Origin of the sequence: Exiguobacterium sp. H66 (assembly GCF_018618705.1) — a bacterium.
GTDB lineage: Bacteria > Bacillota > Bacilli > Exiguobacteriales > Exiguobacteriaceae > Exiguobacterium_A > Exiguobacterium_A oxidotolerans.
The window spans coordinates 491,925-515,257 of sequence record NZ_JACSMQ010000002.1; the positions used below are offsets into that span (position 1 = coordinate 491,925).

At 42.2% G+C, this 23,333-nt stretch carries 18 protein-coding genes and 1 riboswitch; of the genes, 4 read left to right on the plus strand and 14 right to left on the minus strand.

Annotated features, from left to right (window positions below; translation table 11 throughout):
* The first annotated feature begins 249 nt into the window (after window positions 1-249).
* Both KNP88_RS05755 and KNP88_RS05760 read left to right on the plus strand, forming a co-directional pair.
* Window positions 250-684, plus strand: coding sequence for a sigma factor (locus tag KNP88_RS05755; protein ID WP_029331656.1), 435 nt, complete (start codon window positions 250-252; stop codon window positions 682-684).
* A complete protein-coding gene (locus KNP88_RS05760; protein ID WP_214892761.1) occupies window positions 681-1,532 on the plus strand; it encodes a tyrosine-type recombinase/integrase in 852 nt (283 codons plus the stop codon). Before KNP88_RS05755 ends, KNP88_RS05760 begins: the two co-directional genes overlap by 4 nt.
* On the opposite strand, the gene KNP88_RS05765 is transcribed toward KNP88_RS05760, so the two are convergent.
* Both KNP88_RS05765 and KNP88_RS05770 read right to left on the minus strand, forming a co-directional pair.
* Complete coding sequence (locus KNP88_RS05765; protein WP_214892763.1) at window positions 1,501-2,319, minus strand: tyrosine-type recombinase/integrase; 819 nt, start codon at window positions 2,317-2,319, stop codon at window positions 1,501-1,503. The two genes, KNP88_RS05760 and KNP88_RS05765, sit on opposite strands and share 32 nt — an antisense overlap.
* 205 nt (window positions 2,320-2,524) lie before the next feature.
* Entirely contained in the window at window positions 2,525-5,797 is a 3,273-nt protein-coding gene (locus KNP88_RS05770; protein ID WP_214892765.1) for an Ig-like domain-containing protein, read from the minus strand.
* 220 nt (window positions 5,798-6,017) lie between these two features.
* Here KNP88_RS05770 and galE (KNP88_RS05775) point away from each other — a divergent pair, with 220 nt between their 5' ends.
* Window positions 6,018-7,040, plus strand: coding sequence for a UDP-glucose 4-epimerase GalE (gene galE / locus KNP88_RS05775; protein WP_088837912.1), 1,023 nt, complete (start codon window positions 6,018-6,020; stop codon window positions 7,038-7,040).
* Between the two features lie 63 nt (window positions 7,041-7,103).
* Here the strand turns inward: galE (KNP88_RS05775) and pelG are convergent, their stop codons facing one another.
* Genes pelG through KNP88_RS05800 form a run of 5 tightly spaced genes read right to left on the minus strand, consistent with a single transcriptional unit; the run spans window position 7,104 to window position 13,929 of the window.
* Window positions 7,104-8,564: an exopolysaccharide Pel transporter PelG gene (gene pelG / locus KNP88_RS05780; RefSeq protein WP_214846234.1), complete on the minus strand. Its 1,461-nt coding sequence runs from the start codon at window positions 8,562-8,564 to the stop codon at window positions 7,104-7,106.
* The gene (pelF, locus tag KNP88_RS05785) at window positions 8,545-9,963 is read right to left on the minus strand and encodes a GT4 family glycosyltransferase PelF (protein WP_214892767.1); all 1,419 of its coding nucleotides are present in this window, start codon (window positions 9,961-9,963) and stop codon (window positions 8,545-8,547) included. The genes pelG and pelF overlap by 20 nt, the downstream gene beginning before the upstream one ends.
* Window positions 9,960-11,798 carry a DUF2194 domain-containing protein gene (locus KNP88_RS05790; RefSeq protein WP_214892769.1) on the minus strand — a complete coding sequence of 613 codons (1,839 nt, stop codon included), beginning with the start codon at window positions 11,796-11,798 and terminating at the stop codon, window positions 9,960-9,962. Before KNP88_RS05790 ends, pelF begins: the two co-directional genes overlap by 4 nt.
* Entirely contained in the window at window positions 11,795-12,706 is a 912-nt protein-coding gene (locus KNP88_RS05795; RefSeq protein ID WP_214892771.1) for a hypothetical protein, read from the minus strand. Before KNP88_RS05795 ends, KNP88_RS05790 begins: the two co-directional genes overlap by 4 nt.
* Window positions 12,703-13,929, minus strand: a complete 1,227-nt coding sequence (locus tag KNP88_RS05800; protein WP_214846242.1) for a hypothetical protein — start codon at window positions 13,927-13,929, stop codon at window positions 12,703-12,705. The genes KNP88_RS05795 and KNP88_RS05800 overlap by 4 nt, the downstream gene beginning before the upstream one ends.
* A 79-nt stretch (window positions 13,930-14,008) precedes the next feature.
* A riboswitch (cyclic di-GMP riboswitch) is annotated at window positions 14,009-14,093 on the plus strand.
* A 107-nt stretch (window positions 14,094-14,200) separates the two neighbouring features.
* Here KNP88_RS05800 and KNP88_RS05805 point away from each other — a divergent pair.
* Window positions 14,201-14,992 carry a glycoside hydrolase family 191 protein gene (locus KNP88_RS05805; RefSeq protein WP_251132214.1) on the plus strand — a complete coding sequence of 264 codons (792 nt, stop codon included), beginning with the start codon at window positions 14,201-14,203 and terminating at the stop codon, window positions 14,990-14,992.
* Window positions 14,993-15,691: 699 nt separating this feature from the next.
* Here KNP88_RS05805 and galE (KNP88_RS05810) read toward each other — a convergent pair.
* The 7 genes from galE (KNP88_RS05810) to KNP88_RS05840 are packed head-to-tail and all read right to left on the minus strand — an operon-like array spanning window position 15,692 to window position 23,331.
* Window positions 15,692-16,666 (minus strand): UDP-glucose 4-epimerase GalE, encoded by a 975-nt coding sequence (galE, locus tag KNP88_RS05810; protein ID WP_214892773.1) that lies wholly within the window; start codon window positions 16,664-16,666, stop codon window positions 15,692-15,694.
* Window positions 16,667-16,683: 17 nt separating this feature from the next.
* Window positions 16,684-17,388: an acylneuraminate cytidylyltransferase family protein gene (locus tag KNP88_RS05815; RefSeq protein ID WP_214892775.1), complete on the minus strand. Its 705-nt coding sequence runs from the start codon at window positions 17,386-17,388 to the stop codon at window positions 16,684-16,686.
* A gap of 13 nt (window positions 17,389-17,401) precedes the next feature.
* On the minus strand, window positions 17,402-18,532 hold the full coding sequence (gene neuC, locus KNP88_RS05820) for a UDP-N-acetylglucosamine 2-epimerase (RefSeq protein ID WP_214892777.1): 1,131 nt from the start codon (window positions 18,530-18,532) through the stop codon (window positions 17,402-17,404).
* Complete coding sequence (locus KNP88_RS05825; RefSeq protein ID WP_214892779.1) at window positions 18,529-19,920, minus strand: lipopolysaccharide biosynthesis protein; 1,392 nt, start codon at window positions 19,918-19,920, stop codon at window positions 18,529-18,531. Before KNP88_RS05825 ends, neuC begins: the two co-directional genes overlap by 4 nt.
* A complete protein-coding gene (gene neuB / locus KNP88_RS05830) occupies window positions 19,920-20,960 on the minus strand; it encodes an N-acetylneuraminate synthase (protein ID WP_214892781.1) in 1,041 nt (346 codons plus the stop codon). The genes KNP88_RS05825 and neuB overlap by 1 nt, the downstream gene beginning before the upstream one ends.
* A gap of 15 nt (window positions 20,961-20,975) precedes the next feature.
* The gene (locus KNP88_RS05835; RefSeq protein ID WP_214803660.1) at window positions 20,976-21,959 is read right to left on the minus strand and encodes a glycosyltransferase family 52; all 984 of its coding nucleotides are present in this window, start codon (window positions 21,957-21,959) and stop codon (window positions 20,976-20,978) included.
* Window positions 21,952-23,331 carry a DUF6418 domain-containing protein gene (locus KNP88_RS05840; protein ID WP_214803663.1) on the minus strand — a complete coding sequence of 460 codons (1,380 nt, stop codon included), beginning with the start codon at window positions 23,329-23,331 and terminating at the stop codon, window positions 21,952-21,954. The genes KNP88_RS05835 and KNP88_RS05840 overlap by 8 nt, the downstream gene beginning before the upstream one ends.
* Window positions 23,332-23,333: the final 2 nt, after the last annotated feature.

The following is a 23,333-nucleotide window of genomic DNA, read 5'->3' on the forward strand; positions in this document are numbered from 1 at the left end:
ACTTATTTTTTTCCGAACACCCCCGAGGATAAGTAGAGTTATCCTGAAGCGACTGGCGACAGGACTAGGCTTTTCCTCGGTTAATCGTCGATATTTAGTTGGAAAACGAGACGAACGGCTTTTGAAAGCTCAGAAAACCGTTGGCATGATTCAAAAAAGACGGTTTGAAAAGAGAGGATAACTCTACTTATACTAAAACTACCGCGGAATACCCTTCGATATGCATATCCGAAAGATTGGATCCTTCCCATGAATGAAGCCTTACACCACTGGCTCCCTCTGATTAATTCACTCCTGCACCGCCTCTCGATCCACCCGAACGAACACGATGAATGCCGACAAGCAGCATTGCTCCGCCTCTGGACATCCATCGAATCCGGCAAGGAATTATCAATCACGTTCGTCCGCATTCGGGCGCGCGGCGCGATGCTCGACTATCTCGCCAAACGGACTCGCACACTGACGACCGAAGTCGCCGTCGAAACCCTGCCGGAACTGCCTCGTCAACAAACTGTTTCCTTCCCTTACTTGCTGAACGAACTCGAACACGCCCTCTCCCCGAAAGAATTCACCTTCCTTCAGGCAATGATCGCTGGAACGGAAGGAACACTCGGCTACTCCGACGCCCGTCTGCGCTCCCTCAAGTCAGACTTGAAGCGGAAAGTCGAAGGTATCCTCCTATGATGACGTTCTACCTCGACCGCTTACTCGCCTTGATTGAGGCTTCCCCCACCTACAGTCGCCTGACCAAAAAAGCCTATCGTTCGGACGTCCGCCACCTCTGTCGTCATGCGACGGCCCTCGATATTCCGTCACTCCGAAGATACATCACACTGCTTCACACGACCTATGCCCCGACGACCGTCGCCCGGCGGATTCATGCCTTAGCGACCTTGTTCGATGCCCTCGTCGCGGAGCGGTCACTTGCGAAAAATCCTCTCAAGCAGATTAAGAAACCGGCTCGTCCGAGTCCGAAACTACGGACGGCCTTCAGCTATCCGGATGCCCGTCGTGTCATCGACACGCTGACCGATGAGGCGACGTATGCGTTTTACTTTTTACTGCTCCATACCGGACTCCGGTTCAGTGAAGCCCACCAATTGACGTGTGCCGATCTCGATTTTACGGAGCGTCACCTGTTCGTCCGCCACGGTAAAGGCGACAAATCCCGTTTCGTCCCGTTGAACGACGAATTGACGGACGTCCTGTTGCGGTACATTGAGACGGAACGACCGGACGGCGAGTACGTGTTCCTGACCAATCAAGGGCGACGGTTACGTCCCGACACGACGCGGAAACAATTGTGGCAGGCGAGCGAAGCGTTGCTTGGACGGACGTTACGTCCGCACGACCTCCGGGTGACCTTCGCGACGACCCTTTACCGCGAACACCAGACCGACTTGCTGACGGTCATGCGGCTCCTTGGTCACAGTGACGCGAAGACGACGCAACAGTACATCTTGCCGTCGGCTGAAGTCGCCCGTTCGTCGATCAACCGTCTTACGCCGACAAGGCATCGACGACTTGTCTGAGTCTTGTCTCCCGGCTCAAGATATAGCCTTCCGTCGTCTCCGACCGGGCATGTCCGAGCAGGCGTTGAATCTCGAGTAACTTACAGCCTGCCGTCTGGTACAGGTAGGTCGCGTAGCCTACACGTAAATCATGCGGACGGAGTACATGACCCGACCGGGCGAGCGATTGGTTGCGTAACGCAACCCGCGCTCCTTGTTCGTGGATCGCCTTGCCACGGACGGAGCGAAAAACGTACCCTGTCACGCGATCTCCAATGAACGCTTTTAGCTTCGTGACCAAATGGCGCCCGAGCGGTACGGTCCGCAAGCGTCGTCCTTTTCCGTGCCGGACGAGTAACGTCGCTGTCGTAAACTGAATGTCCTCGATCGACAACAAACGGGCCTCCATGAAGCGGAGGCCCGTTTGGCTGATGAGTTCAAAAAAGAGACGGTACGTCGGATGCTTGATTTGCCGGATGACATCGATGGCTTCGAGCAACGGATAACCGTCCCGTTGTCGGACATGCTGATGGACGATTGGTCGAACTTGTTTCATTGGATTGACCTTAAGTCGTTTCACTCGGACAAGCTCATTCCCGAGTGCCATCAACGCATGATACCGCCGCAGTGCCGTCGCCGGTTTATACTGTCCGATGACATGATCAAAATACGTTTGGAGGGACTTGACCGACCACTCGACACACGCCCTCTTCAGCTGTCGTAAATCACTGCGGTAGGCTTTGATCGTCAGCGCCGAATACGTCGCGTGCGTGCTAAGGTACTGCTCGAGATAGTCGAAATGGGTCATGGATAGTCCTCCTCTAGTTGTAGTAGTAGAAGGATTCCCTGTTTCCGTTCTTTGAATCATTCCATCGCGAGAAAATAAGTGGTGGTACAAGTACATCAAGAAAGCACTAGATATTCCTTCTCTGAACCTACCTGACCTCACCTCGAAAAACTGACATTTTGTTTCGACTCCACTATTCTTATTGTCAGTTCCAAAATCTTATTCATTACTTCAGAACGTGTACTTTCACTATCTTCGATTGATTTCCAGCATCATCTTTTGCATACACGATAATTGTATCACCTGCTTTGAGTGATGATATCTTCAAACGATAGTTCCCTTTCGTATCAGCTTTTAGCCAATGGCTTTTTTTCTTAAATTTAATCAAAACATTCACCTTTGCTTCAGTTTTTCCCGTGATCACTGTCGAGCGTGTTGTCACTTTAGAAATTGTCGGTGTCTTCGGTGGAATGTCATCTCGAATCGTTATTTTAGTGCTAGACTTTTGACCGAAAGGATCTTTCGAATAAACTATAATTTTCTTCCCGATTTTTAGCGGATGGTATGCCTTCACTTTAAAGTTCCCTTCTTGATATAAAGCAACATACGCCAAGTTCGAATTATTCTCATCATTAATCACGATTTGGTGATACGGTTGTGCAATGCCCTGAATTGTGCGTGCCTTAGTTGATGTGACAACACTTGATACCTTCTTATTTTGATATGTCGTCTTAATTGTTTTTCGGAATGTCGATTTGACTGTACCATCAGTATTACGCAATGTTAATTCTAACTTGAGTGGCGTCTTCCATGCTTTAGGTAATGGATAAACGGAGTACAAACTCGAATTCTTTGCCTCTAACTGGATTGGGGTGCCGTTCAACTTCAATTCATAGCGTTTTATAGGGAGACGTAAATCTTGTGTCACAAACCAAAGTTTGTCTTTTTTATCATTTAAGATAACATCTTTGACAGGAAAACCAATCGGACTTTTATAAACATTCTTTGTTGTCCCTGCTTCACTTTTTGTCACGAATGTAACTGAATTACTAACATTTGCAACAGGCTTTTTTAATTTGAATACGACGAGTCCTGACTTATCAGATTGCTTTTCGTATGTCGTGTTACCAACAATTGCTTTGACGTTAACATTCGGAGATGTCTTTGCTCGAAGCTCTTTATCTCCATATAGGATTTCATTCGCAGTTAATAAGGGAATCTTCGTACTTAGTACGGGTACAGATATCCAATCGGAAATAAGACCAGAATTATTTATTCCCCGCATCTCGATACGTGTTATGTTTGCTTGTTTAAAAGTAGTGCGCTTTTCCTTATCCCACACCACCTCATAATATGCATTCCATCCAAACTCAGTTTTGTCTGTCTTGACGAGCTTTTCTTGTTGATAGTACCGCGTTTCAACCCCCGTCAATCGATCATCAGAACGAAACGTAAAATACGTACCACTATCGAGAATTTTATTGATTTTAAGATTCGGTCTTGACTCATCTTGTAAAGGAATATGATAAGATAATTGATCTGATAAATTCGGTCGAGTGATTTTGACTTGAATCCATCCTGTGTAATCAATGGCGCGTGATTTGGACGTATCAGAATATTGACGCTTTAAGATAAAGGTTCCACTTTCTGTGACATCCCCCTCAAAAATAGAAGTCTGTCTAATAGTCGAATTCGTAAACACAAGTGGAACTTCTAACTGAACATGCGTTCCAGGTTCCCCTGTTCCAGTCAGTTGTTGATCGTACAATCCAAAGGAATCCAGTTTTAACTCAACAATTGGATGCAAGACTCCCTCAAAACGTGCTTCTCGCGGTTTTTCTTCTCTTGTCTTTAGCATCAGATAATAACGGTCATTCGGTTTGATACCTTCAATAAAGACCGTTTGCTCTTTATCTAGATATTCTTGTTTCGGGAAAGTAAATTGCTGAATATCCATGTTTCCATCTTCATGCTCGATCAGCACTTCACCAGTCATTTCTGGTAAACCTTTCATCCGATTCGTTAATACCATAAAACCGTTAGATGTAGAGATTTCAGGTTTTAACAATGAGCGTTCATCCAAAATTGTCCATGATTTCATATCATACATCTGATTATTCAACGAGCGTAATGCAACAGAGAACTCCCCAGTGTACTGTTTCGGAAATGCTAACGAAAAAGTTCCTTTACTGTCAGAAGACAAAGGCAACGTCATTACCCCATAAGTCACGATAAACTGACGATTCGGAAGTGTTTTTCCTGATAAAATAGGATACTCCGATGTAACTGGTCGCTCGAGTTGAAATGGAAACTCTTCGATAGTTGAGTCAAGCTCCACTAATGTTTTTCCAATTGAATGTCCATCTCTCAGAAACTCAATTTCGCGGATTGGTTCATTCTTATTTAGGATAGGACAAGCGAACCTTTCTGACTTGTCACTAGTCGTACATTTTTTACCGTCTACTCGTATCTCTGTTTCAGCAAATGTCATTCCGTCAATTTCTTGATGAACCGTATCGACAGTTAAATAAAAAGGAATATCTTCCGTCGGTTTATATTTATCAATAATCATAGTACTTACAGACTTAATCGGGACATACGGACTTTCGACGGATATAGTGTGCTGTTCTTGAAGCTCACTGACAGAAAATATTCTATCATTTGTAAAAGTACCATCTTCTCCAGCGACGGTGAACCCCGTCCATCCAGTATCGTCTTTTAACTCAAGAAGTGCATACGGCCAGGCATGACCCGATATTTTTCTATTTTTAAAATCATATGGATTGAGTTGAATTGATCTAGTCGATTTCGTCGATAATAGAACCGTTTCTCCATTTACACCATTGTTCCGCTTGGCATAGGCCTTTATTTCTGTAGAAGTTCCTTTTGGAATTGCCACACCAAATTGTCCTGAATAGGTTTTCCCTTCATAAAGTGCATAAATCGTTGCATCAGCAGCTGTTGTCAAATAGTATTCGTCATCCGCTGTTAGACCAATATAAGTCACAGTTATATTTTCTTTTTCCTCTACCGGACTCGGAATATTTTTCGGTGAATAGGTTACTTGACTTTCGTCATATCCCCATTCATCCTTAACAAATATAGTAACGTTTGATGAACCAATTGCATTAGATAGCTTTAAAGAGAAGTCTCCGTTATTATCTGTACGAACGGAATGAAGAACCCCCTTTATATATAGATAAAGTTGTTCATTCACATCAGCTTTCCCTTTAATAATTTGATCTTCTACTCGATAAGACTGTAAAGTTGGTACTACTTTTGCCTCTGCGATTATTGGTATCCCTATCGAAAAAGATAAAATTAGTATCCAAAACAAAAATCCTCTTTTTATCATTGCCTCTCGTTTCTCCTTCTCCATCAAGTCGTTTAATTTTTTTATAGATCGTTTTAATACCATATATTGAATTTTACATAACCGCCAAAATACATTTCCTATCGTTTGCAAAATATAGTCAATATTTGTTTTAATCATTTTCATTTTTTAATGACAAAAAATTAAAAAGTATCCTTAAATAGGCAGTCAATGCATAGACTTCACAAACACCTTACGAGTTGAACAAGATTGAGTGCCGATGTAGGGACACTCTTTACTCTTTAGATTATATACCGTATGTCTAACGATATAGTCATTATATCTAGAATACATCCGCCCATCATGCTATGCTTATCCAATAATTGTAACAAAAAGGAGAATCTTTATGGAAATCTTAGTAACAGGAGGCGCCGGTTATATCGGTAGCCACACGTGTCTTGAACTGCTCCAAGCAGGATATGAAGTCGTCGTCATCGACAACTTGAGCAACAGTCAAAAAATCGCTCTCGACCGAATCGAGCAGCTCGCGGGAAAACCGGTCACGTTTTATGAAAACGACGTGATGGACATGAACGCGCTCGAACAAATCTTTACGCAGCATGACATCGAAGCCGTCATTCACTTCGCCGGTTTGAAAGCCGTCGGTGAGTCTGTCGCCTTACCGCTGTCGTACTATAAGAACAATCTCGTCAGTTCACTCGTCTTGTTTGAGGTCATGGCGCGACACAACGTCAAAAAACTCGTCTTCAGTTCATCCGCGACCGTCTATGGTGTGCCGGAAACGACACCGATTGACGAGTCGGCGCCACGCTCGACGACAAATCCGTACGGCGCGACGAAATTGATGATTGAACAGATGCTTGAAGACGTCGCGGCGTCCGACACGGACTGGGAGATTTCCCTGTTACGGTACTTCAATCCAATCGGTGCCGATATCAGTGGATTGATCGGAGAAGACCCGAACGGCATCCCGAACAACTTGATGCCGTACGTCACGCAAGTCGCAGCCGGACGTTTGGATGAACTCAGCGTCTACGGACAGGATTACGAGACACCGGACGGAACCGGGATTCGGGATTACATCCACGTCGTCGATCTCGCAAAAGGGCACCTCAAAGCACTCGAGTATAAGCACCAAGGCATCGAAGCGTTTAACCTCGGGACAGGGACCGGCTCAAGCGTTCTCGACTTAGTGACGACGTTCGAGTCAGCGACCGGCATCGACGTCAAACGCAAGTTCGTCGACCGTCGTCCGGGTGACGTCGCCGCCTGTTACGCGGATGCGTCAAAAGCCGAACGCCTCCTCGGCTGGAAAGCTGAAAAAACGTTATATGACATGTGCCAGGACGCTTGGCGCTGGCAGTCACAAAACCCGGAAGGCTATCCGCGTGAAATGAACCGCCGCTGATGACCGTCCACAAAAAAATCCTGAACCGAAGTAGCATCTCGCTACTCGGATTCAGGATTTTTTTTAGGCCGAGCGCCGGTTCAACCGTTCCCCGACGCGGGTGAAGCGGGTTGACCGCTGGCGCGGCTCATAGCGGCAAAACGTATGGTAATCGATCTCATTGACGTACTGAATCAAGCGGATCAAGGCGTAGGCGAACGTCACCGTCGACCCTAACGCGAAGCTCAGACCGTATCCGTCATATCCGAACGGTGCTAACGCAACCGCGAAGACGCCGTTGACGGCGAAGAACAGCAGTGACGTGATACAGGCCCCGCGCTGATCTTCGAAATAAAGCAACAGTAGCGTCAAGACGAGGACCATCGCGTTCGAGAAGGCACCGATCGTCGTCATCTGGAAGATGCTGATCGTCTCCTTCGACAAGGCGAGACTACTGAGCAAGGTCGAGGCAAAAATCAGGACGAACAGCGTGAACAGTCCCTGATTGCGGACGAGCCGCTGGAGCTCTTGCCGTAAAATCAGCAACATCGCCGCCTTCGCCTTATTGATTTGCTGGAGCGTCCCGCCTTCATTGACGTAACCGTAAAAGACACGGTAGCGCTCGTAAAAACGGGTCTCGACGGAGATGACGAAGATCGTCATCGTCGGGATGACCGTCAAGTACGAGAGGAAGATCGCCGTATCGTAGACGGGGTGATACCGGAACGTCCCGAGATGGACGGCTCCGCCTTCCGAGAACCAAATCACCCAGTTGCTGACCCAGACGCCGATGTTGTAGAGGAAGCTCGTCCAAAACAGTGCCGGATGCCGGTCGAAGTAACTGAGGTAACTAAACGGATCTTTCGTCTCCCGGTTCGGGAATGTCAATAACATCGCCGTGAACAGACCGAACAACGTCACGAGCATCCCGAGCGTAAAGCCTGCCGTCAACGCCATGCTCGTCGCGAACGGTGCCGTCAAGTACGGCATTAAGAAGCGGTCAATCAAGAGGACGGAGATGATCGACACTGCCGCTCCCCCTAAAAAGCTGTAGGCGACGGCTTGATAAAACTTCGCCGCACTCAGGAATAAGAACTGCACCCAAATCAGGTTGATCGTCAAAAAGAGAATCAAAATTAACAAGTTCGACAGGAACGGCAACTCGGAGAACGTCAGGAAAATCACGTAGAAGACGGCGGCAATCGCGATCGTCATCTTCGTCATCCCGATGAACGTCGGGAAGATTTCCTTGTAACGCTTCTCATAAAAACAATCGGCGAGATACCGCGTGACGACGAGTTGCTGAATCCCGAGGATGACTTGTGAAAAGATGAAGCAGTAGGAAATCGTCAAGTTGAACGTCGTCCGTTCCTCGAACGAAGCAATCGATAAGTACGTCGTCAACCACTGCGTCAAGGCGATCGTGACGATGACGATCAACCAGGGACCGGATGTGACGAGCCCTGCGAAGGCGTACGCCTTCAGACGTGCTGAAAAATAATCTTCCTGGAACAGCTTTTGGAGCTTAAACCCGATGCCCGCCATATGCCAGCCCCCTTTCTTCATAAAGTGCCACATACTCGGCGATGAACTGATGTGTCTGATAGTATTTCAAGGCCCGTTTTTTGCCGTTCTCCCCGAGTTTTTTCGCATCCGCGCGATGCGTAGCGAACCAGGCACAGCGCTCGGCGATCCGTCCGGGATTGACCGGCGGGACGACGAAACCGGCTGGTCCGTAAGGGTCGTCTTCGCGTCCGTTAATCAATTCGGAGCAAGCTCCGACATCGGTCACGATCCACGGGACACCGGCTGCCATGCCTTCGAGGACGGCGAGCGGTTGTCCTTCCGAGATGCTCGTCAACAAGCAGACGTCAAACGTCGGCAAGTAGGCTGCGATGTCGACCTTGCCGGCGAGCGTCACATACGGATCAAGTTCGAACTGCTCGATCAACTGTTGGCACTCGGTCGCATATTCCTCGTCCTCGTCGAGCGGTCCCATGATCGTCAGCTCGAACGCGACGTCCATCTCTTGCAGGACCTTCGCCGCATGAATCATCGTCTTGATGTCCTTGATCGGGACGACGCGGACGATGGCACCAATCTTCAGGATCGGTCCCTTCTCGACGACCGGTAAACTCGACAGACGGACGGCATCGATACCGTTCGGGATGATCCGCAGCTTCGCCGCAGGTGCCCCGAGTTCCTGTTGCAGTTCGCCGTTGCGGTCGAACAGCGTGATGACGTCATCCGCTTCCTGATAAGCTTCCGCCGACAAATGGTGGAAGAAGCGAATCCAGTGTGCCCGGTATTCGACCGGAATCCACGTCGCTTGCAACAGCTCCTCTTCCCGCTCCCGCGAGTAGATGCCGTGCTCCGTCAAGATGTACGGCACGCCTTGGCGTTGTTTGATCGCACTTGCGACGAGTCCGGCATATCCGGTCGACGCCGAGTGAATCAAGTCGACTTGCGGTAACTCCGCCTGCAGTAACTCGAGGACCGGCGTATACATGCTCCGCCACATCCAGAGGTAGTCGATGAAGGAGCCGGATTGTTTTTCCGTCTCGTAACTCGTCTTGACGAGCTCGAAGAAGAGCCGGCTCGCGAAGAAGTGTTCCGACGTCCCGATCGCTTGTTCGAAGATCGGGAAGACCGGTGCTTCGACGTGCTGGAACGTCATCCATTGTTGAATCAATCGCCCTTGTTCTGCCGACAGGACGTGCTTCGGTTTCGGACGGTCGTATTTGAGATCGAGTGAGAGGTTCGTCACACCCGCCACGTTGTCCGGTAAGTTGTATTTATAATCCGCTTCCGTCAGTTGCGTCGGTGTGATGGCGATGATTTCGAACTGATGCATCGGCATCTGCTGGATCACCATGTGGACCCAGCTCGCGACACCGCCGCTGACGTAGGGGTAGCTCCCTTCGACGACTAGACCAATCTTCATTCTGTCCCCTCCTCAATCGGTAGCGTGACCGTTGCTTTCGTCAACGTGACTTGATACAACGTCTCGCCTGCAAGCGCGCGAACCGTTCCGAAATCGAACGTCCCCGTCTTGAGGTGGTGCCCCGGAGCGATACGGACGAGCATGACCGATGGATTCAACATGTTCGTCCCGTTGATTTCAATCGTCTTGTCCGTATAGGTGACGTTGATGTCCGACTGTTGGTACTGGACGTATTTTTCATACGCTTCGTACTGGGTCAAGCTCTCGAGGTACGGATACATCGTCTTGACGTCGCGGAACATCGCTTCCATCGTCTTCTCCATTTCTGCCCAGCCCTTCCCTTTCGACCGGTCTTCGTCGAGCACGTCATCCGGGTGGATGAAGTGGCTGAACATACCGAAGTTCGCGACGGCGTCCGCCATGACGAACGTATCTTCTGCCGTCTCGTTGTAACCGCTCGAGATTCGCGGGAAGTTGTACAGATTTTGATGGACCGGGTCCGGTCCGAACTCTTGGATGTAGCTGCCCATCGACGGATCTCCTGAGTAGAGCGAGGCGACGATCAACTTGTCTTTAAAGACATCATTGAGTGCCGTCAAACCCGTCTCGTTGATGATGTTCGACGGTGGGACATAACTTTGAATCGACTCGTTCGGGAAGTAATAATCGTGCGTCCCGATGACCTTCTTTAACGCACTCTCCATCTCGTCCTGATTCTTCCACGGGACATAACCGAGGTTCGGATCAAGCGTCTCACCGGCGACGACGAGGGGCTGGTGATTGAAGCCGTGCAGTCCGATTTCACCGCCCATCTTCAGCAGGCCCCGCCCATAGTTGAGCATCGGCGTGCGGATTTTTTCCGACAAGTCGTCCGTCGTCTCTTCTGTCGTATTCTTATAGCTGCCGATGAGAAAGCCGGTATAGGTGACATCTTGTTCGTCGGCGATTCGTTTCATGTCACGCCACCAGATTTCTTTAAAGAACTCCTTGATCGTCCGGTTGTAGGTCTTCTCGATTGCGGCGTTCGTATTGCCGGGGACCGGTGACGGGAAGTCGTCCAGATGGGCGACCTTGATTGCCACTTGTTGGCTGACAAACGACGGGAACATCAATGCTAAGGTCTGAAGCATCAGTCCGCGTGAGTTTTTCTCCGCAAGCGACGTCGTGTTCCAGAACAGGACTGTTCCCTTGCCGTACGCTGATGTCCAAAGAATCGGTTCACCGGACGCCGTGATTTTGACGTCAGCCTTTGGTAGCAGCTCGACGTCGGCGATGCTGTGGGAGAACAAGTTCGTCGAGTCCGGTAAATCGATGAATCCCGGGAAGATCTCTTCTTTGAAGGTCAACCCGTAGATGTCGTCTTTGAAATCACCGAACTGTTTCACCCCGACGAGCTCCGCCCAGTCCTGATTGATGAAGCGTCCTGCGATGTAGAGCCGCCCGCCGTCTTTGACGAATTGACGAATCGTCTCGTACGGCCAGTCACGCGAATGTTCGCCGGACAAAACGAGCACGGTCCGCTCGGACGGCTTCAATTGTTCGATTTCTTTGATTGAGATATTCGTATATGGAACTTTCGCATACTTCAGTGCATATTTAAAGTTCGTCAAGACACTTTTTGAGAGCTCGCCTTTATCCTGATGGATATAGACTTGTAACGGTTGTCCGTCCATCTGTCCCTCCTTGCCCGACATCGTCTGAAACGTCTTTTGTTGCGTCTCCTCGGTCGGAATCAGGCGATGTCCATAATCAAGACGTAACAACTGGACGACGCCGATCGTGACGAGCAGAATCGCAAAGACGGCGACGACGTAGGTCGTGATTGATTTTTTCATAGTTCCACTCCTTCCAGCCGGTCCAAAATGTAGCGTTTGTCGTCCGGAATGTCGTCCGGTGCGACGTGTGTTTTTAGTTGTGTCACGAGCGGGGCCAGCTTCGTCCAGTCCCCTCTCGTGAAGTGATATTCGATCGCCAGCATGTAGCCGTCCGCTTGCTCCGGGTAGTGCATGATCAAGCGTTCATAGTAGCCGAGTCCGTCCGCGACGTCGCCTTTTGCGAGTGCGAGCTTGCCGCACGCCTTCAAGCACGTCGCGTCCGTCGGATACTGAATCCGCATGTCTTGTAAGTACGATCCGAACCGATCAAAGATCCGTTTTTGCATGCTGTCGTCGAGCAGTCCACTTTCGATGAAGGCTTCGAAGGCGTCAATCACGTGGTAATACGTCGTGACATGCCCCGGATTAAGTTGTTCCTCGCGACTTTTAATCGTCGCTTCGTACCGGTCATATAACGTATTGCGGACCGTCGCCGCGTAGTGGACCGTCTCCGAGTCGGCATGGTCGAGCCCGAACTGGAGGTACTTCCCGGAGTCGGCAATCGATGTCGTCGTCAAACGGACGATCGATTGTTTCCGTTCCTTCGCGTCCATCGCCATCGCTTCGCCCATCGGCACCAAATCGATGTTGTCGGCCGCCTGTTGTTGCAGTCCTTCGAGGTTGACGACGTCGAACTCGATGTAGTCATCGTAGTCGAGCAACGTCTTGTCTGACGCGTATCGTCTTGCGATCAGCCAACTGACGAGACCGAACAGTTCACCGAGCAGCGGGACGAAATAACAAATCAGCGCGATCCATTTGACGAGACCACGCTGTGCCGGATCCATCCGTACCGTGATCAGTTTCGTGACGAGGAAGACGATGACGGCATGAATCAGGAAAAATAACAGGACGAAGAACATCATCATCCAAGATTCCCTCCTTTTCGTGCGAACAACTCTTTAATCCGTTGCTTGAATCCTTCAGCGTTCTCTTGCGGTGTTCCCGGTAAGAGGAAGTGGAGCATTTGATTCGTCTCGTCATAGCCGATGATGTCGATTTCCCGCATCGACTGGCGTAAGATTAATTCCATTTCAATCAACGACAGTCGGACCTGTTCGACCGGCAAGACGACCGTACTGTAGGGTTGATCGTAATGTTCAGCCCGGTGTTGTTGGAGTGCAACCTTCTTATTGAATGGCTCGATTTGATAAATCCGTGTTCCTTCAATCAAATCACCACGCGATGCATTCCATTCCATCGTCAACGCTTTTTCGATTCGTGTCCCGGTCCAGTCGAGAATCAACTGCATGATGTTCATCTCGTAACTCGTCAGGCGGTTAAAGTCGATCGCCTGGATGACGACGACTTCCTGAATCTTCCCGTCGTAGCGGATCGGTGCGATCAGTAACGGGACGTCCGTCTCGTCCATCGTTCGGATTGAGATCGCATTCGTCTTGAACATCCGTTGGTAGATGCCGGTCGACGGATCGATGAATAGTGTTTGCGGCAAGACCTCTTTCTCACCGAACCGGACGTGAAGTCGTAACGTCCGTTTTGACGCATCGACGTGATAGATGGCAAGATTCTCTGCCTTGAACGAACGTTTCAAGACATCGACGAGGCGATCGCGGACGATGTCGGCCGCCGTTTGGTCGAGCTCGAGTCCGACTTGGTAGATTTTCGTTAATGTATGATCCGAGTCGAGGACCTTCTTTTGCATCGTCGACTGCGACAGCCGGAGCTTTTCGACCGTCTCGAGCAAGTGGTTGTTTTCTTCGACGACTTCTTCGTGGCGGAGCCGTAACGACAAGTACCGTTCCTGGAACGAGGTACTGAAAATCCCGCAGACCATCGCGACGAGGAAGTGGAAGATGATCCAGCTCAGCTCCGTCCGGTCGTATAAAAATAAGAGAATGTCTGATCCTTCGACCGACAGGAAAAACAGGTGGTACAGCATCGTCATCGTGAAACTGACGAACGCCCCGAGCAGACCATAGCGGAGGGCGAACAATAAAATATAAAAGATTAACGGATCAATTGCCCAATTCGAGACCGAAAGGCTAAACATATAGTCAAAAATACCGATAAGTAAAATACTAGCTAGCATTTCTATCCATTTGACTGTATTTCTATGCTGTGTGTAAATCATGGCACACTCTCCTTAAAATAGTTATTTACATTTTTGTTAGCAGTGGTAAGATTTAGTCAAACAGGCAATTACAACTAAATATCGAGAAGGGCAAACTTACTGAAAAGTAAGGGCGCAAAGACATGGGTCGTCGATCTTCGGATACCGATCGCCAGTCTGCAATGCCGCAGCCGCTCTCTGATAAAAAATCAGGAGGCTACTAACCATGGGTATTATCTCACTCAAACGCGTGACGTCTTTTTTGTGCATTCTTTTTTTAGGAGTGTTACTAATGACACCAATCACGGGCAAAGCTCAATCAACGAATCCACTCGATTCCGTCAGCTCGTATAAGGTCTACTATGATGCACCGACGAAATCAAAAATCAAGAAGATGCAAAAGTATGATGTCATGATCATCGAACCGGTCTTTTACTCGGCGAAACAAATCGCAGAAATTCAAAAGTACGGCACGAAAGTCTATGGCTACATCAACACGATGGAAGCCGACAACTGGAACACAGACTTGATGGCACAATTAAAGGAATCAGATTTCTTTCACCGTGATGGACAACGTGTCCACTACGCGGAGTGGGATTCATACTTAATGGACATCAACTCGAAGCATTACCAAGCGGTCCTCATGCAAGAAGTCGAAAAGCAGGTCGTCAATAAAGGACTCGACGGTGTCTTCTTGGATACAGTCGGCGACATCGACAACGAACATGCCGACCAACCAAAGATCCTTGAGCAGCAGCAAGTCGCGATGACGAACTTCTTGAAGAGCGTCAAGACGAAACATGCGGACCTCTCATTGATTCAAAACTGGGGCTTCGGGACATTAAAATACCATACGTACCCGTACATCGATGGCATCATGTGGGAAAGCTTCAACTACTCGACGGTCGCAAAAGACCAATGGTCAAAAGACCGGATGGCAGATCTTCAGGAGTTGAACGAAGAAGAAGACATCAAGACATTGACGATTTCTTCTAAGCAAGGTGCGAAAAGTGCGAAGTACGCGAAAAAGAATGGGTTCATTCACTTAAAATCAAACAAGACGCTGAATTACAATAAATTCTAAACCACTTGAATATAATCTCATAACCGATTACTCAATTCCAATTCTGAGTGCTTCTGCATGAGACAATTATACAGGATGCACAAAACAAAACCGGTCACTTTTCAGAGGCAGGTCAACGAATTGAAACATCGAACGCAAAAAGAGGTCCAGGCGATGGTTATCGCTTGGATCTCTTTTCGTCATCTGATTCATTTATTCATAAGTATTCTTTTTATTCAACGAGAAGAATATCGCAGATGTTCCGACTTGTTCTACGAATTTGGATCTTTCAATCCTATTCTGCTTTATCCAAAGATTCCAAGACGCAAAACGTGCGCGAGATGGTGATGAACTGCTACGATTGATTAATAATCCCAAAGTCATGTCACATTCAAGATTCGCTTGTTTTGTCCGCCGTCTCAAAAAAGCCTTCCAGTCATCTTCGCAGCATATCAGTCGAAAATAACGGATACGTAGAAGTAGCATCAATCAATTAAACGTCTCATGTATAGACGTTCTAACTTCGATCTATTCCGTATTCGAATACTCTCTGTCACAAAATAGATTCGAAACGCTAATATCCTAAGAAAATAACCTTGTTTAAGTGGGAGTACCACCGGTCAGCATTTAATAACATTGCCTAAGAACGAAAGCCTATATCAAAATACATACAAGCCTAACTAGGAACTTTAGTAAAGTATCAACTATTTGAGACTTGCTTTAATGTTTTTTTTCAACATGATAGTTCCAAGCGTGTTGAACTATCTTTTCTAAATTAAACAAAGGTTTCCAATTTAGTTCTTTTTTAATTTTCGTAGCATCAGCAACTAATTTAGAAGGATCACCATCTCTTCTGTCCCCAATTAATATATTGGCTTTTTTAGAAGATACCTTTTCACACATATTTATAATCTCTTTAACTGAATACCCGTTTCCATTCCCTAAATTGTACACTTTTGTTTCGAAGTGGTTAGCCAAAAGCGCTTCTAGAGATAAGATATGTGCATCAGCTAAATCATTAACATGTATGTAATCCCGAATACAAGTACCATCGAAAGTATCGTAGTCTTCTCCAAATATTGTGATGTTTTCTCTTTCACCTAGTAGATTTTTTAATACTAGCGGAATTAAGTGAGTTTCTGGATCATGATTTTCACCAATTATTCCTGAGGGATCAGCCCCAGCAGCATTGAAATATCTTAATACTACGTAATTTAGTTGATAGGCTTCATGAAAATCTTGAGCGATTTGTTCTATCATTAATTTTGAACGCCCATAAGGATTGATCGGATTTAAAGTCGTTTTCTCTGTAATCATTTCATCTTCTGTTAATCCATAAGTAGCAGCAGTAGAGGAGAAAATGAATTTTTTTACATTATACTCCATCATTTTGGTCAATAAAGTCAAAGTATTGGATACATTGTTCTCATAATATTTAGCCGGATTTTCAACTGATTCGCCTACTAAACTACTTGCAGCAAAGTGCATGACAGATTCAATCTCATATTTTGAGAATAACTCATCTAATTTTTGATTAGAACCAATATCTCCTTCTAAAAAATTTGCTCTAGCATCTATTGAATTACGATGACCAGTTGTTAAATTATCTAAAACAACTACATTTTTACCGCTATCTAAAAGTTTTTTTACAACATGACTTCCGATATAACCTGCTCCACCGACTACTAAAATCAAAAAAAATCCTCCTTATTTTAATCCCTTTTACTCTTTGTTAATACAAAATCAAATAATTCCAAATCTCTTATCTCATCAATATCGATATCCTCATAATCACTCATAATATAGGCATGTTTATTATCATTGAGACTCGTATTGGAATTAAAGTCTCCATTGATTTTATTAATATAAATAGCACCGTTCACTTTAAAATAAGCTTTAAAATCTTGTCTTCTTATAGTGCTTGTTTGTTTGATTAAAGGCTCTAAAACGTCAGTAGAAATACTTCTAATAAGTGAAGGATGATCCTTCACTGGAGATACTCCTATTAAAGAGTTCCATTTTTTATCTATAATCAATTCGATGGATTCATCAATATGCTGATTTGTTCTTAATGGTTGTGTGGGTTGTAGAAGAATAACATAGTCAAATTTCTCGTTTTTATGGGTATCAAGATATTCAATCGTGTGCATTATCGCATCAATCGTTTTTGATTTATCCGTTGCCAGGTGCGCAGGTCTGAGTTCAGGAACATTGATTCCATTGGAAGTGGCAACTTTAGCTATCTCTAAATCGTCAGTAGATACAAAAATATGATCTATATACTTTGAAGTAATAGCAGCCTCCAATGTATACTCAATAAGCCTTTTTCCTTGAACAATTTTTAGATTTTTTTTAGGAATCCCTTTGCTGCCACCTCTAGCAGGAATCACAGCTAAAATCCGTTTTCCTTGATACATTGAATTCTCTCCTTTATAGGTCTATCGTGACGAATTTTTTCTGTTGTTCTGATTCCCAAATATGACCATTTTCTAGAATTTCAATAAATATATCTGCACTATTTCCGTTTCCATAGTGTGAAATCGGTAATCTTTCAATTTTTGATGTTTTATTTATTGAGTCAATCAACATATTCTTTTCTTCAAGTGTTGAAATAATAGTACCAATATCGCTGTATCTACCACTTTGACGAGTGCCTACATCAATAGAGGGAACTCCATATGCACTCGCTTCACGAATTCCTGCACTAGAATTTCCAATAATAAACTCTGCATTTTTTAACAATGTCAAAAACGCCTCAAAACGGATAGAAGGGTATACTTTAAACTTACTATTATTATTTAAACGAGCATATTCATTTAAAATAATAGAACTACCTTCGTCATTGTTTGGATAAATAACAATATAGTTTTTATTAGAATCGACTAGCGCGTCTACAAATTCTTTGACCTTATCACTTAGCAAGTGAACTTCAGTTGTGACAGAATGATACATCACGACAGCGTATTCTTCAAAGGGTATGTCATAATGATCTTTTACATCTTTTAATTCAGGTAAATTATTTGAGAACATAACGTCTAAATCAGGTGAACCGAAAATATGAATAGATTCTTCTGGTTCACCCAATTGAATCACGCGATTTTTAGCTTGTTCGTTAGACACAAGGTGAAAATGAGAAAATTTAGTGACCGCATGTCGAATCGACTCATCAATTGTTCCAGATACTTCCCCGCCCTCAATATGCAATACTTTGACATTGTTTAATGCTCCAACCGTTGCACCGGCCAATGCTTCTACACGATCTCCATGAATAATGATTAAATCCGGTTTTACTTCTTTTATATAATTACCAAAACCCATGATTGTATTACTTAAAACTGTATCCATTCCAACGCCCTCATGTTGGTTGATAAATTTATAGGTACTGTCTGAGAAACCGTCTTTCTCAATTTCTATGTGAGTTGATCCATATTTTGAGAGCATATGCATTCCTGTCACGAAAATACTAAGTTCATAGCTGTTATGTTGCTTGATTTTTTTCATGAGAGACTTCAGTTTTCCATAATCTGCTCTTGTACCTGTTAAAAAGGCTATTTTTTTCAATTATATATCCCCTTAATTTCATTTTTTTTATATTTAATAAATGCTAATAATAAATATACCAAAATAAAAATATATCTTAATAAGATATTTTCAATAAAATAAACACATAAAACTGTATTACAACTAATAAATAAAAAACTTCCTCCAAGAAGTCCAAAATGTACATCATTATATTTATAAATAACCTTTACCAATATGTAATGAAATACAAATAACAGCATATATGAGAATAAAGTGGCGATTGCAGCTCCCATAATTCCGTAAGCAGGAATCATAATTAAATTTAAAAAATAATTACTTATTCCTGCTAATAAAGTTCCAATGGGAATCAATTTAGTATTTTTCTTCAAAAATTCGACGTTAACAGGAAAGCTGTATAGGAACACTAAAAAGTACGATGCTATAAGCCAAGGTACAAAGTTTTTACTCTTTTCATATATTTCATTCCCCATCAATTGAACAATTTCAGGTGAAACAAATAAAAATATTACAGTAATAAATGTAAAAATATAAATATAGTTCTTGGCAAATTCTTTAATCTTTTCGAAATTTCCTAAACGATCTTGTTCAAAATACCATGGTACCCAAGCACTATTTAAACTAGACCAAACTACATTTAATATTAATGCTACATTATAACCAAAACTGTAAAGTGCATTTGCTTTTAAACCTAAAAAGCTTGAAATCATGATTCGATCTAATTGCATCAAAATTTGATTTCCTAATCCATGCAAAATAATTGGAAATGATAAAATAAAAATTTCTGAAACGAATTTTTTTTCTAATAAAATTCTTGTTTTACTGTATATAGTAAAATAAAAAATTACTGCAAGGATAGCAGAAGGGATAAACATTCCGTAAATTCTAGCAACAATTTGATCATTTTCGAAATTCAATACTAAAACCAGTGAAAGTAATACATTTAACAGTGTGTATATAAATGCAACCACTGAATAAGATTTTGGTTTTTCTTCGAATACAAAATAGGAATTGATGAAAACGAAGATATATGACAAATAACTTTGGATAAATAATACTAGAATTATATTAGGAGAAAAATTTAACATAATTGATAAATAATTTTTAAATATAAAGATTAACCAAAAAACTATAACAAAAAAGATAGTAGAGATAGATAGAGCAGTATTTAAATAACGATTATATTCATTAGGATAATCCCGCTTTCCTATGTTTATTACACTGTTTGTTTGAAGTCCTATTACAATTGAAAAAATTGCAACCCAAGAAGCGTAAAGAGAGAATCCTCCAAATGCTTCTTGAGTCATGATTGCCGCAAAAATAGGTATTGTTAAAAAATTAATACCTTTAACAAAAATATTACTAACTGTGTATATGGCTCCAGATGCTAAAAGCTTTTTGGAATTCATTATTTTAGATCATTCCAATTGATGTGGTCTTCTTTCAAGATTTTACGAGTTGATGTTTTACCGATAACATCATTATAATGTTCAGCCTTAATTTCTCCTGTTCCAGGTCGTTTTACCCAAACATTATCTTTCGTGAATGCTTCTCCTTCTTCAATATCAGCGATCGCCACTACCGTAGAGAAAGCAAAGTCGATTGTTACTTGTTCTTCAGCTGCTGCCTCTTTTTTTCCACCACGCATTTGGAAAATTTCGCGACTTCCTTCAATCAATTCCGTCAAACTATTAGGATCCATTGAACAAACGATATCCGGACCAGGACGATCCATCGAATCCGTAAAATGTCGCTCTAAAATTGAAGCACCCAATGCTACTGCTGCTAAGCAGGCGTTATTATTAACGGTGTGATCCGAAAGACCGATAATTGCATTCGGGAATTTTTCTTGAAGTTCTTGCATTCCACCTAAACGAACTAGATGTGGCGGCGTAGGATAGACATTGGTACAGTGTAATAATGCATATTCCACGTTATATTTTTCTAAAATTGCTACTGTTTTTTCAATACTTTCAATATCATTCATTCCTGTCGATACAATCATCGGTTTACCAAAAGAAGCTACATGCTCGATTAAAGGATAGTTATTACATTCTCCTGAACCTATTTTATACGCAAGAACGCCCATTCTTTCTAAACGATCAGCGGCAGCACGTGAAAAAGGCGTACTAATGAAAATCATTCCCTTTTCTTCCACATAGCGCTTAAGTTCTGTTTCGTCTTCCTCATTTAATGCACAACGCTCCATTACTTCATAAATAGATACATCTGTGTTTCCAGGAATTACTTTTTTAGCGGCTGCACTCATCTCGTCTTCTACAACATGTGTTTGATGCTTTACAATTTCAGCACCTGCTTTATGTGCTGCATCAACCATTTGTTTAGCTACATTTAAGTCACCTTCATGATTGATGCCGATTTCAGCAATTACAACTGGGTTATACTTCATTCCTATAGTTAAGTTGTTTAAATTTATTTCATTTTTCATAAAATAACTCCCTTTTTACCGATTATAAAAATAATCTGGCTTTAAATTTATCTTATCAATTGCATTTATGTTATTAATTGCACTTGTACATATACCTAAAGCGATATCAAATTCTATATTGCTAACAGCCAACAATTCAGATGGTAGAAATTTATCTAATACAGTCACCCTTATATCGTTTTCAACAGCATATTCACTTAAATCTCTAGGATGTTTTTTTAGATATACCACATAGTCCATAGAAAGGTATTTATTAACAATTTTATTATAAATTTCTTTTTTACTACTTTCTTTTTCATATCCATCTTCAGAAAGAGGCTGTGTTAATATAATTATACTTTTCCCATTAAAATTTTTTTTTATTTCTTTCTCATAAGAAATTTCTCCACTAAACAAGTTAAAGATTTTTTCTTTATCTTCATTAGAAATTGAATTAAAAATACCTTCAAAAGACTCCTCATGCATTTTACACAATCCAAATATTTTTTCGTCATATTTAGAAATATCATTAACAAATACATTATTAACTTTTTTATAATCTTTGTAGTCAGAAATTCGATAAATATATTTTTTTAAAAATGTAAAATATTTTTTTTTAGATTTTATTTGATGAGCAGTAATTCCATCTTCAATGAAGCTTATATTACTATGCTTTTTAAAAAAATAGTTAACATGAATATATAAAGTATTTATATTCCAAGGAAAGATAAGCAATTCATCTTCTGACTTTCCCAAAAATAACTTCTTGTATTCTAAGCGATCCTTCAAAAACCCTAAAAATAAATAGTCTTCTATTTTTTTTCTTCTTCTTGTAAAAAAGTTAATCTTTTCAAAAGATGTACTTTTCAAAACCTTTTCATAGTAATCCATAATTTTATGATCATATGATGATAAGTAAATACACGTTTCATCTTGATGATTAATTTCTTTTACAAGAGCATATAGTAAATGATAAGGTGTTGAGCACATATATAACTTTCTTTTGAATACCTTAGACATTCATATTACCCCAAATCATTTTTTTTCTTAGATTTATCAAATACTTCAAAGAAAAGAATAATATTATAAAAAGTACTTCTATGGAAAATAATTTGTTGAAATCCGATTGCATTAAAACAAAATGACTTATAAACAACATTCTTCCACTTACTATCATTGTGAGTAATTGACGACGTAAAACAGCATTCATTAAAGTTTTTATTATAACAAAATAAACTACTGCCGATAATGCTGAAAAAATTAAAGCCCCTATAGCCCCAAAGTAAAAATATAGAGATGCTGGAGTTGAATAAGCATATCTACTCTTCTTAACAAAAACTTTTTGTAAAAAAATATTCTCAGGTGTTACTTCTCTCATAATTTTGTACATACCAGATTTCATTACATTATCTTCATTATCTTTTAATTTGTAAAACGTCTTAGTTTCGTCACTTATATTTTTATTTAATGTTTCCTGTTGGTTTTCTTTTCCATAAAGAGCCCACCAAAGCTGTCCTTGTTGTGCTAAGCGAGCATTTAAGTAATCTAAATTTTCTTCTTCATCTCTGCCATATACAATGTTACTTTGAACCATTACTAGTATTAACAGACATGTAACGACTAAAAAAAATCGTCCTAAATACTTATTTATAGCTTTGTCGTTGATTAAAAAATTCAATCCTAGAAGCACAAAATATCCTATGATCAGCAACATAGAAAACTTATGTCCTATCCAGATTAAATACAGAGAAAATAAGGCAATCGTACTATATCCAATCCATAAATCATATTTATTTTTTCTATAAAGAATTAGACATGTTATTACCGGAAGAAAATAAAAAATGAAGTTGTTTATTTTTATAATGTAACTATTTAAATAGTATTCTTCATATAAAAATCTATCTATTCCCAATAAAAAGTATGGCTTTTGAATTACATTGATATATAATACTGTCACAATTATAAAAATAAGTATCGATACTATTCTTATGACTCTAAACGGATTATCTTCACTTTTAGAATCTACCTTGATATATTTAAATTCAGATTTTGAATATAACAATCTTAAAACTTCAGAAAATATAACATGATAAATAATAAGTAGAAATAAAGAATTATTGTTTGAAGAGAATTTAGCAATTTCACTTAAATACATATTCGAATTAATCTCAATTACATATACACCAAATATATTTGATGTCATATACAAAATCATAAAAATGAAGATAAAGAAAAACTTTTTGTAATTGCTAAACAACCAAAGTAAGTAAAACACATATGCGAATAAAAACAACGTATGAAAGAAATAACTTGTTTTTAACACCACAAATACGAACATTACAATCGTAAAAAATATCAATAATGTATCAATCATTTTTACTTTTTTTAACATTT

Bases quoted from the DNA above. Each gene is read 5' to 3' on its own strand.
- KNP88_RS05790 (WP_214892769.1), bottom strand. From the start codon at position 11,798: ATGAAAAAATCAATCACGACCTACGTCGTCGCCGTCTTTGCGATTCTG.
- KNP88_RS05815 (WP_214892775.1), bottom strand. From the start codon at position 17,388: ATGTATCAAGGAAAACGGATTTTAGCTGTGATTCCTGCTAGAGGTGGC.
- KNP88_RS05825 (WP_214892779.1), bottom strand. From the start codon at position 19,920: ATGAATTCCAAAAAGCTTTTAGCATCTGGAGCCATATACACAGTTAGT.
- KNP88_RS05805 (WP_251132214.1), top strand. From the start codon at position 14,201: ATGACACCAATCACGGGCAAAGCTCAATCAACGAATCCACTCGATTCC.
- KNP88_RS05770 (WP_214892765.1), bottom strand. From the start codon at position 5,797: ATGAAAATGATTAAAACAAATATTGACTATATTTTGCAAACGATAGGA.
- pelG (WP_214846234.1), bottom strand. From the start codon at position 8,564: ATGGCGGGCATCGGGTTTAAGCTCCAAAAGCTGTTCCAGGAAGATTAT.
- galE (WP_088837912.1), top strand. From the start codon at position 6,018: ATGGAAATCTTAGTAACAGGAGGCGCCGGTTATATCGGTAGCCACACG.
- KNP88_RS05800 (WP_214846242.1), bottom strand. From the start codon at position 13,929: ATGATTTACACACAGCATAGAAATACAGTCAAATGGATAGAAATGCTA.
- KNP88_RS05835 (WP_214803660.1), bottom strand. From the start codon at position 21,959: ATGTCTAAGGTATTCAAAAGAAAGTTATATATGTGCTCAACACCTTAT.
- KNP88_RS05760 (WP_214892761.1), top strand. From the start codon at position 681: ATGATGACGTTCTACCTCGACCGCTTACTCGCCTTGATTGAGGCTTCC.
- KNP88_RS05765 (WP_214892763.1), bottom strand. From the start codon at position 2,319: ATGACCCATTTCGACTATCTCGAGCAGTACCTTAGCACGCACGCGACG.
- KNP88_RS05795 (WP_214892771.1), bottom strand. From the start codon at position 12,706: ATGATGATGTTCTTCGTCCTGTTATTTTTCCTGATTCATGCCGTCATC.
- KNP88_RS05840 (WP_214803663.1), bottom strand. From the start codon at position 23,331: ATGTTAAAAAAAGTAAAAATGATTGATACATTATTGATATTTTTTACG.
- neuB (WP_214892781.1), bottom strand. From the start codon at position 20,960: ATGAAAAATGAAATAAATTTAAACAACTTAACTATAGGAATGAAGTAT.
- KNP88_RS05755 (WP_029331656.1), top strand. From the start codon at position 250: ATGAATGAAGCCTTACACCACTGGCTCCCTCTGATTAATTCACTCCTG.
- pelF (WP_214892767.1), bottom strand. From the start codon at position 9,963: ATGAAGATTGGTCTAGTCGTCGAAGGGAGCTACCCCTACGTCAGCGGC.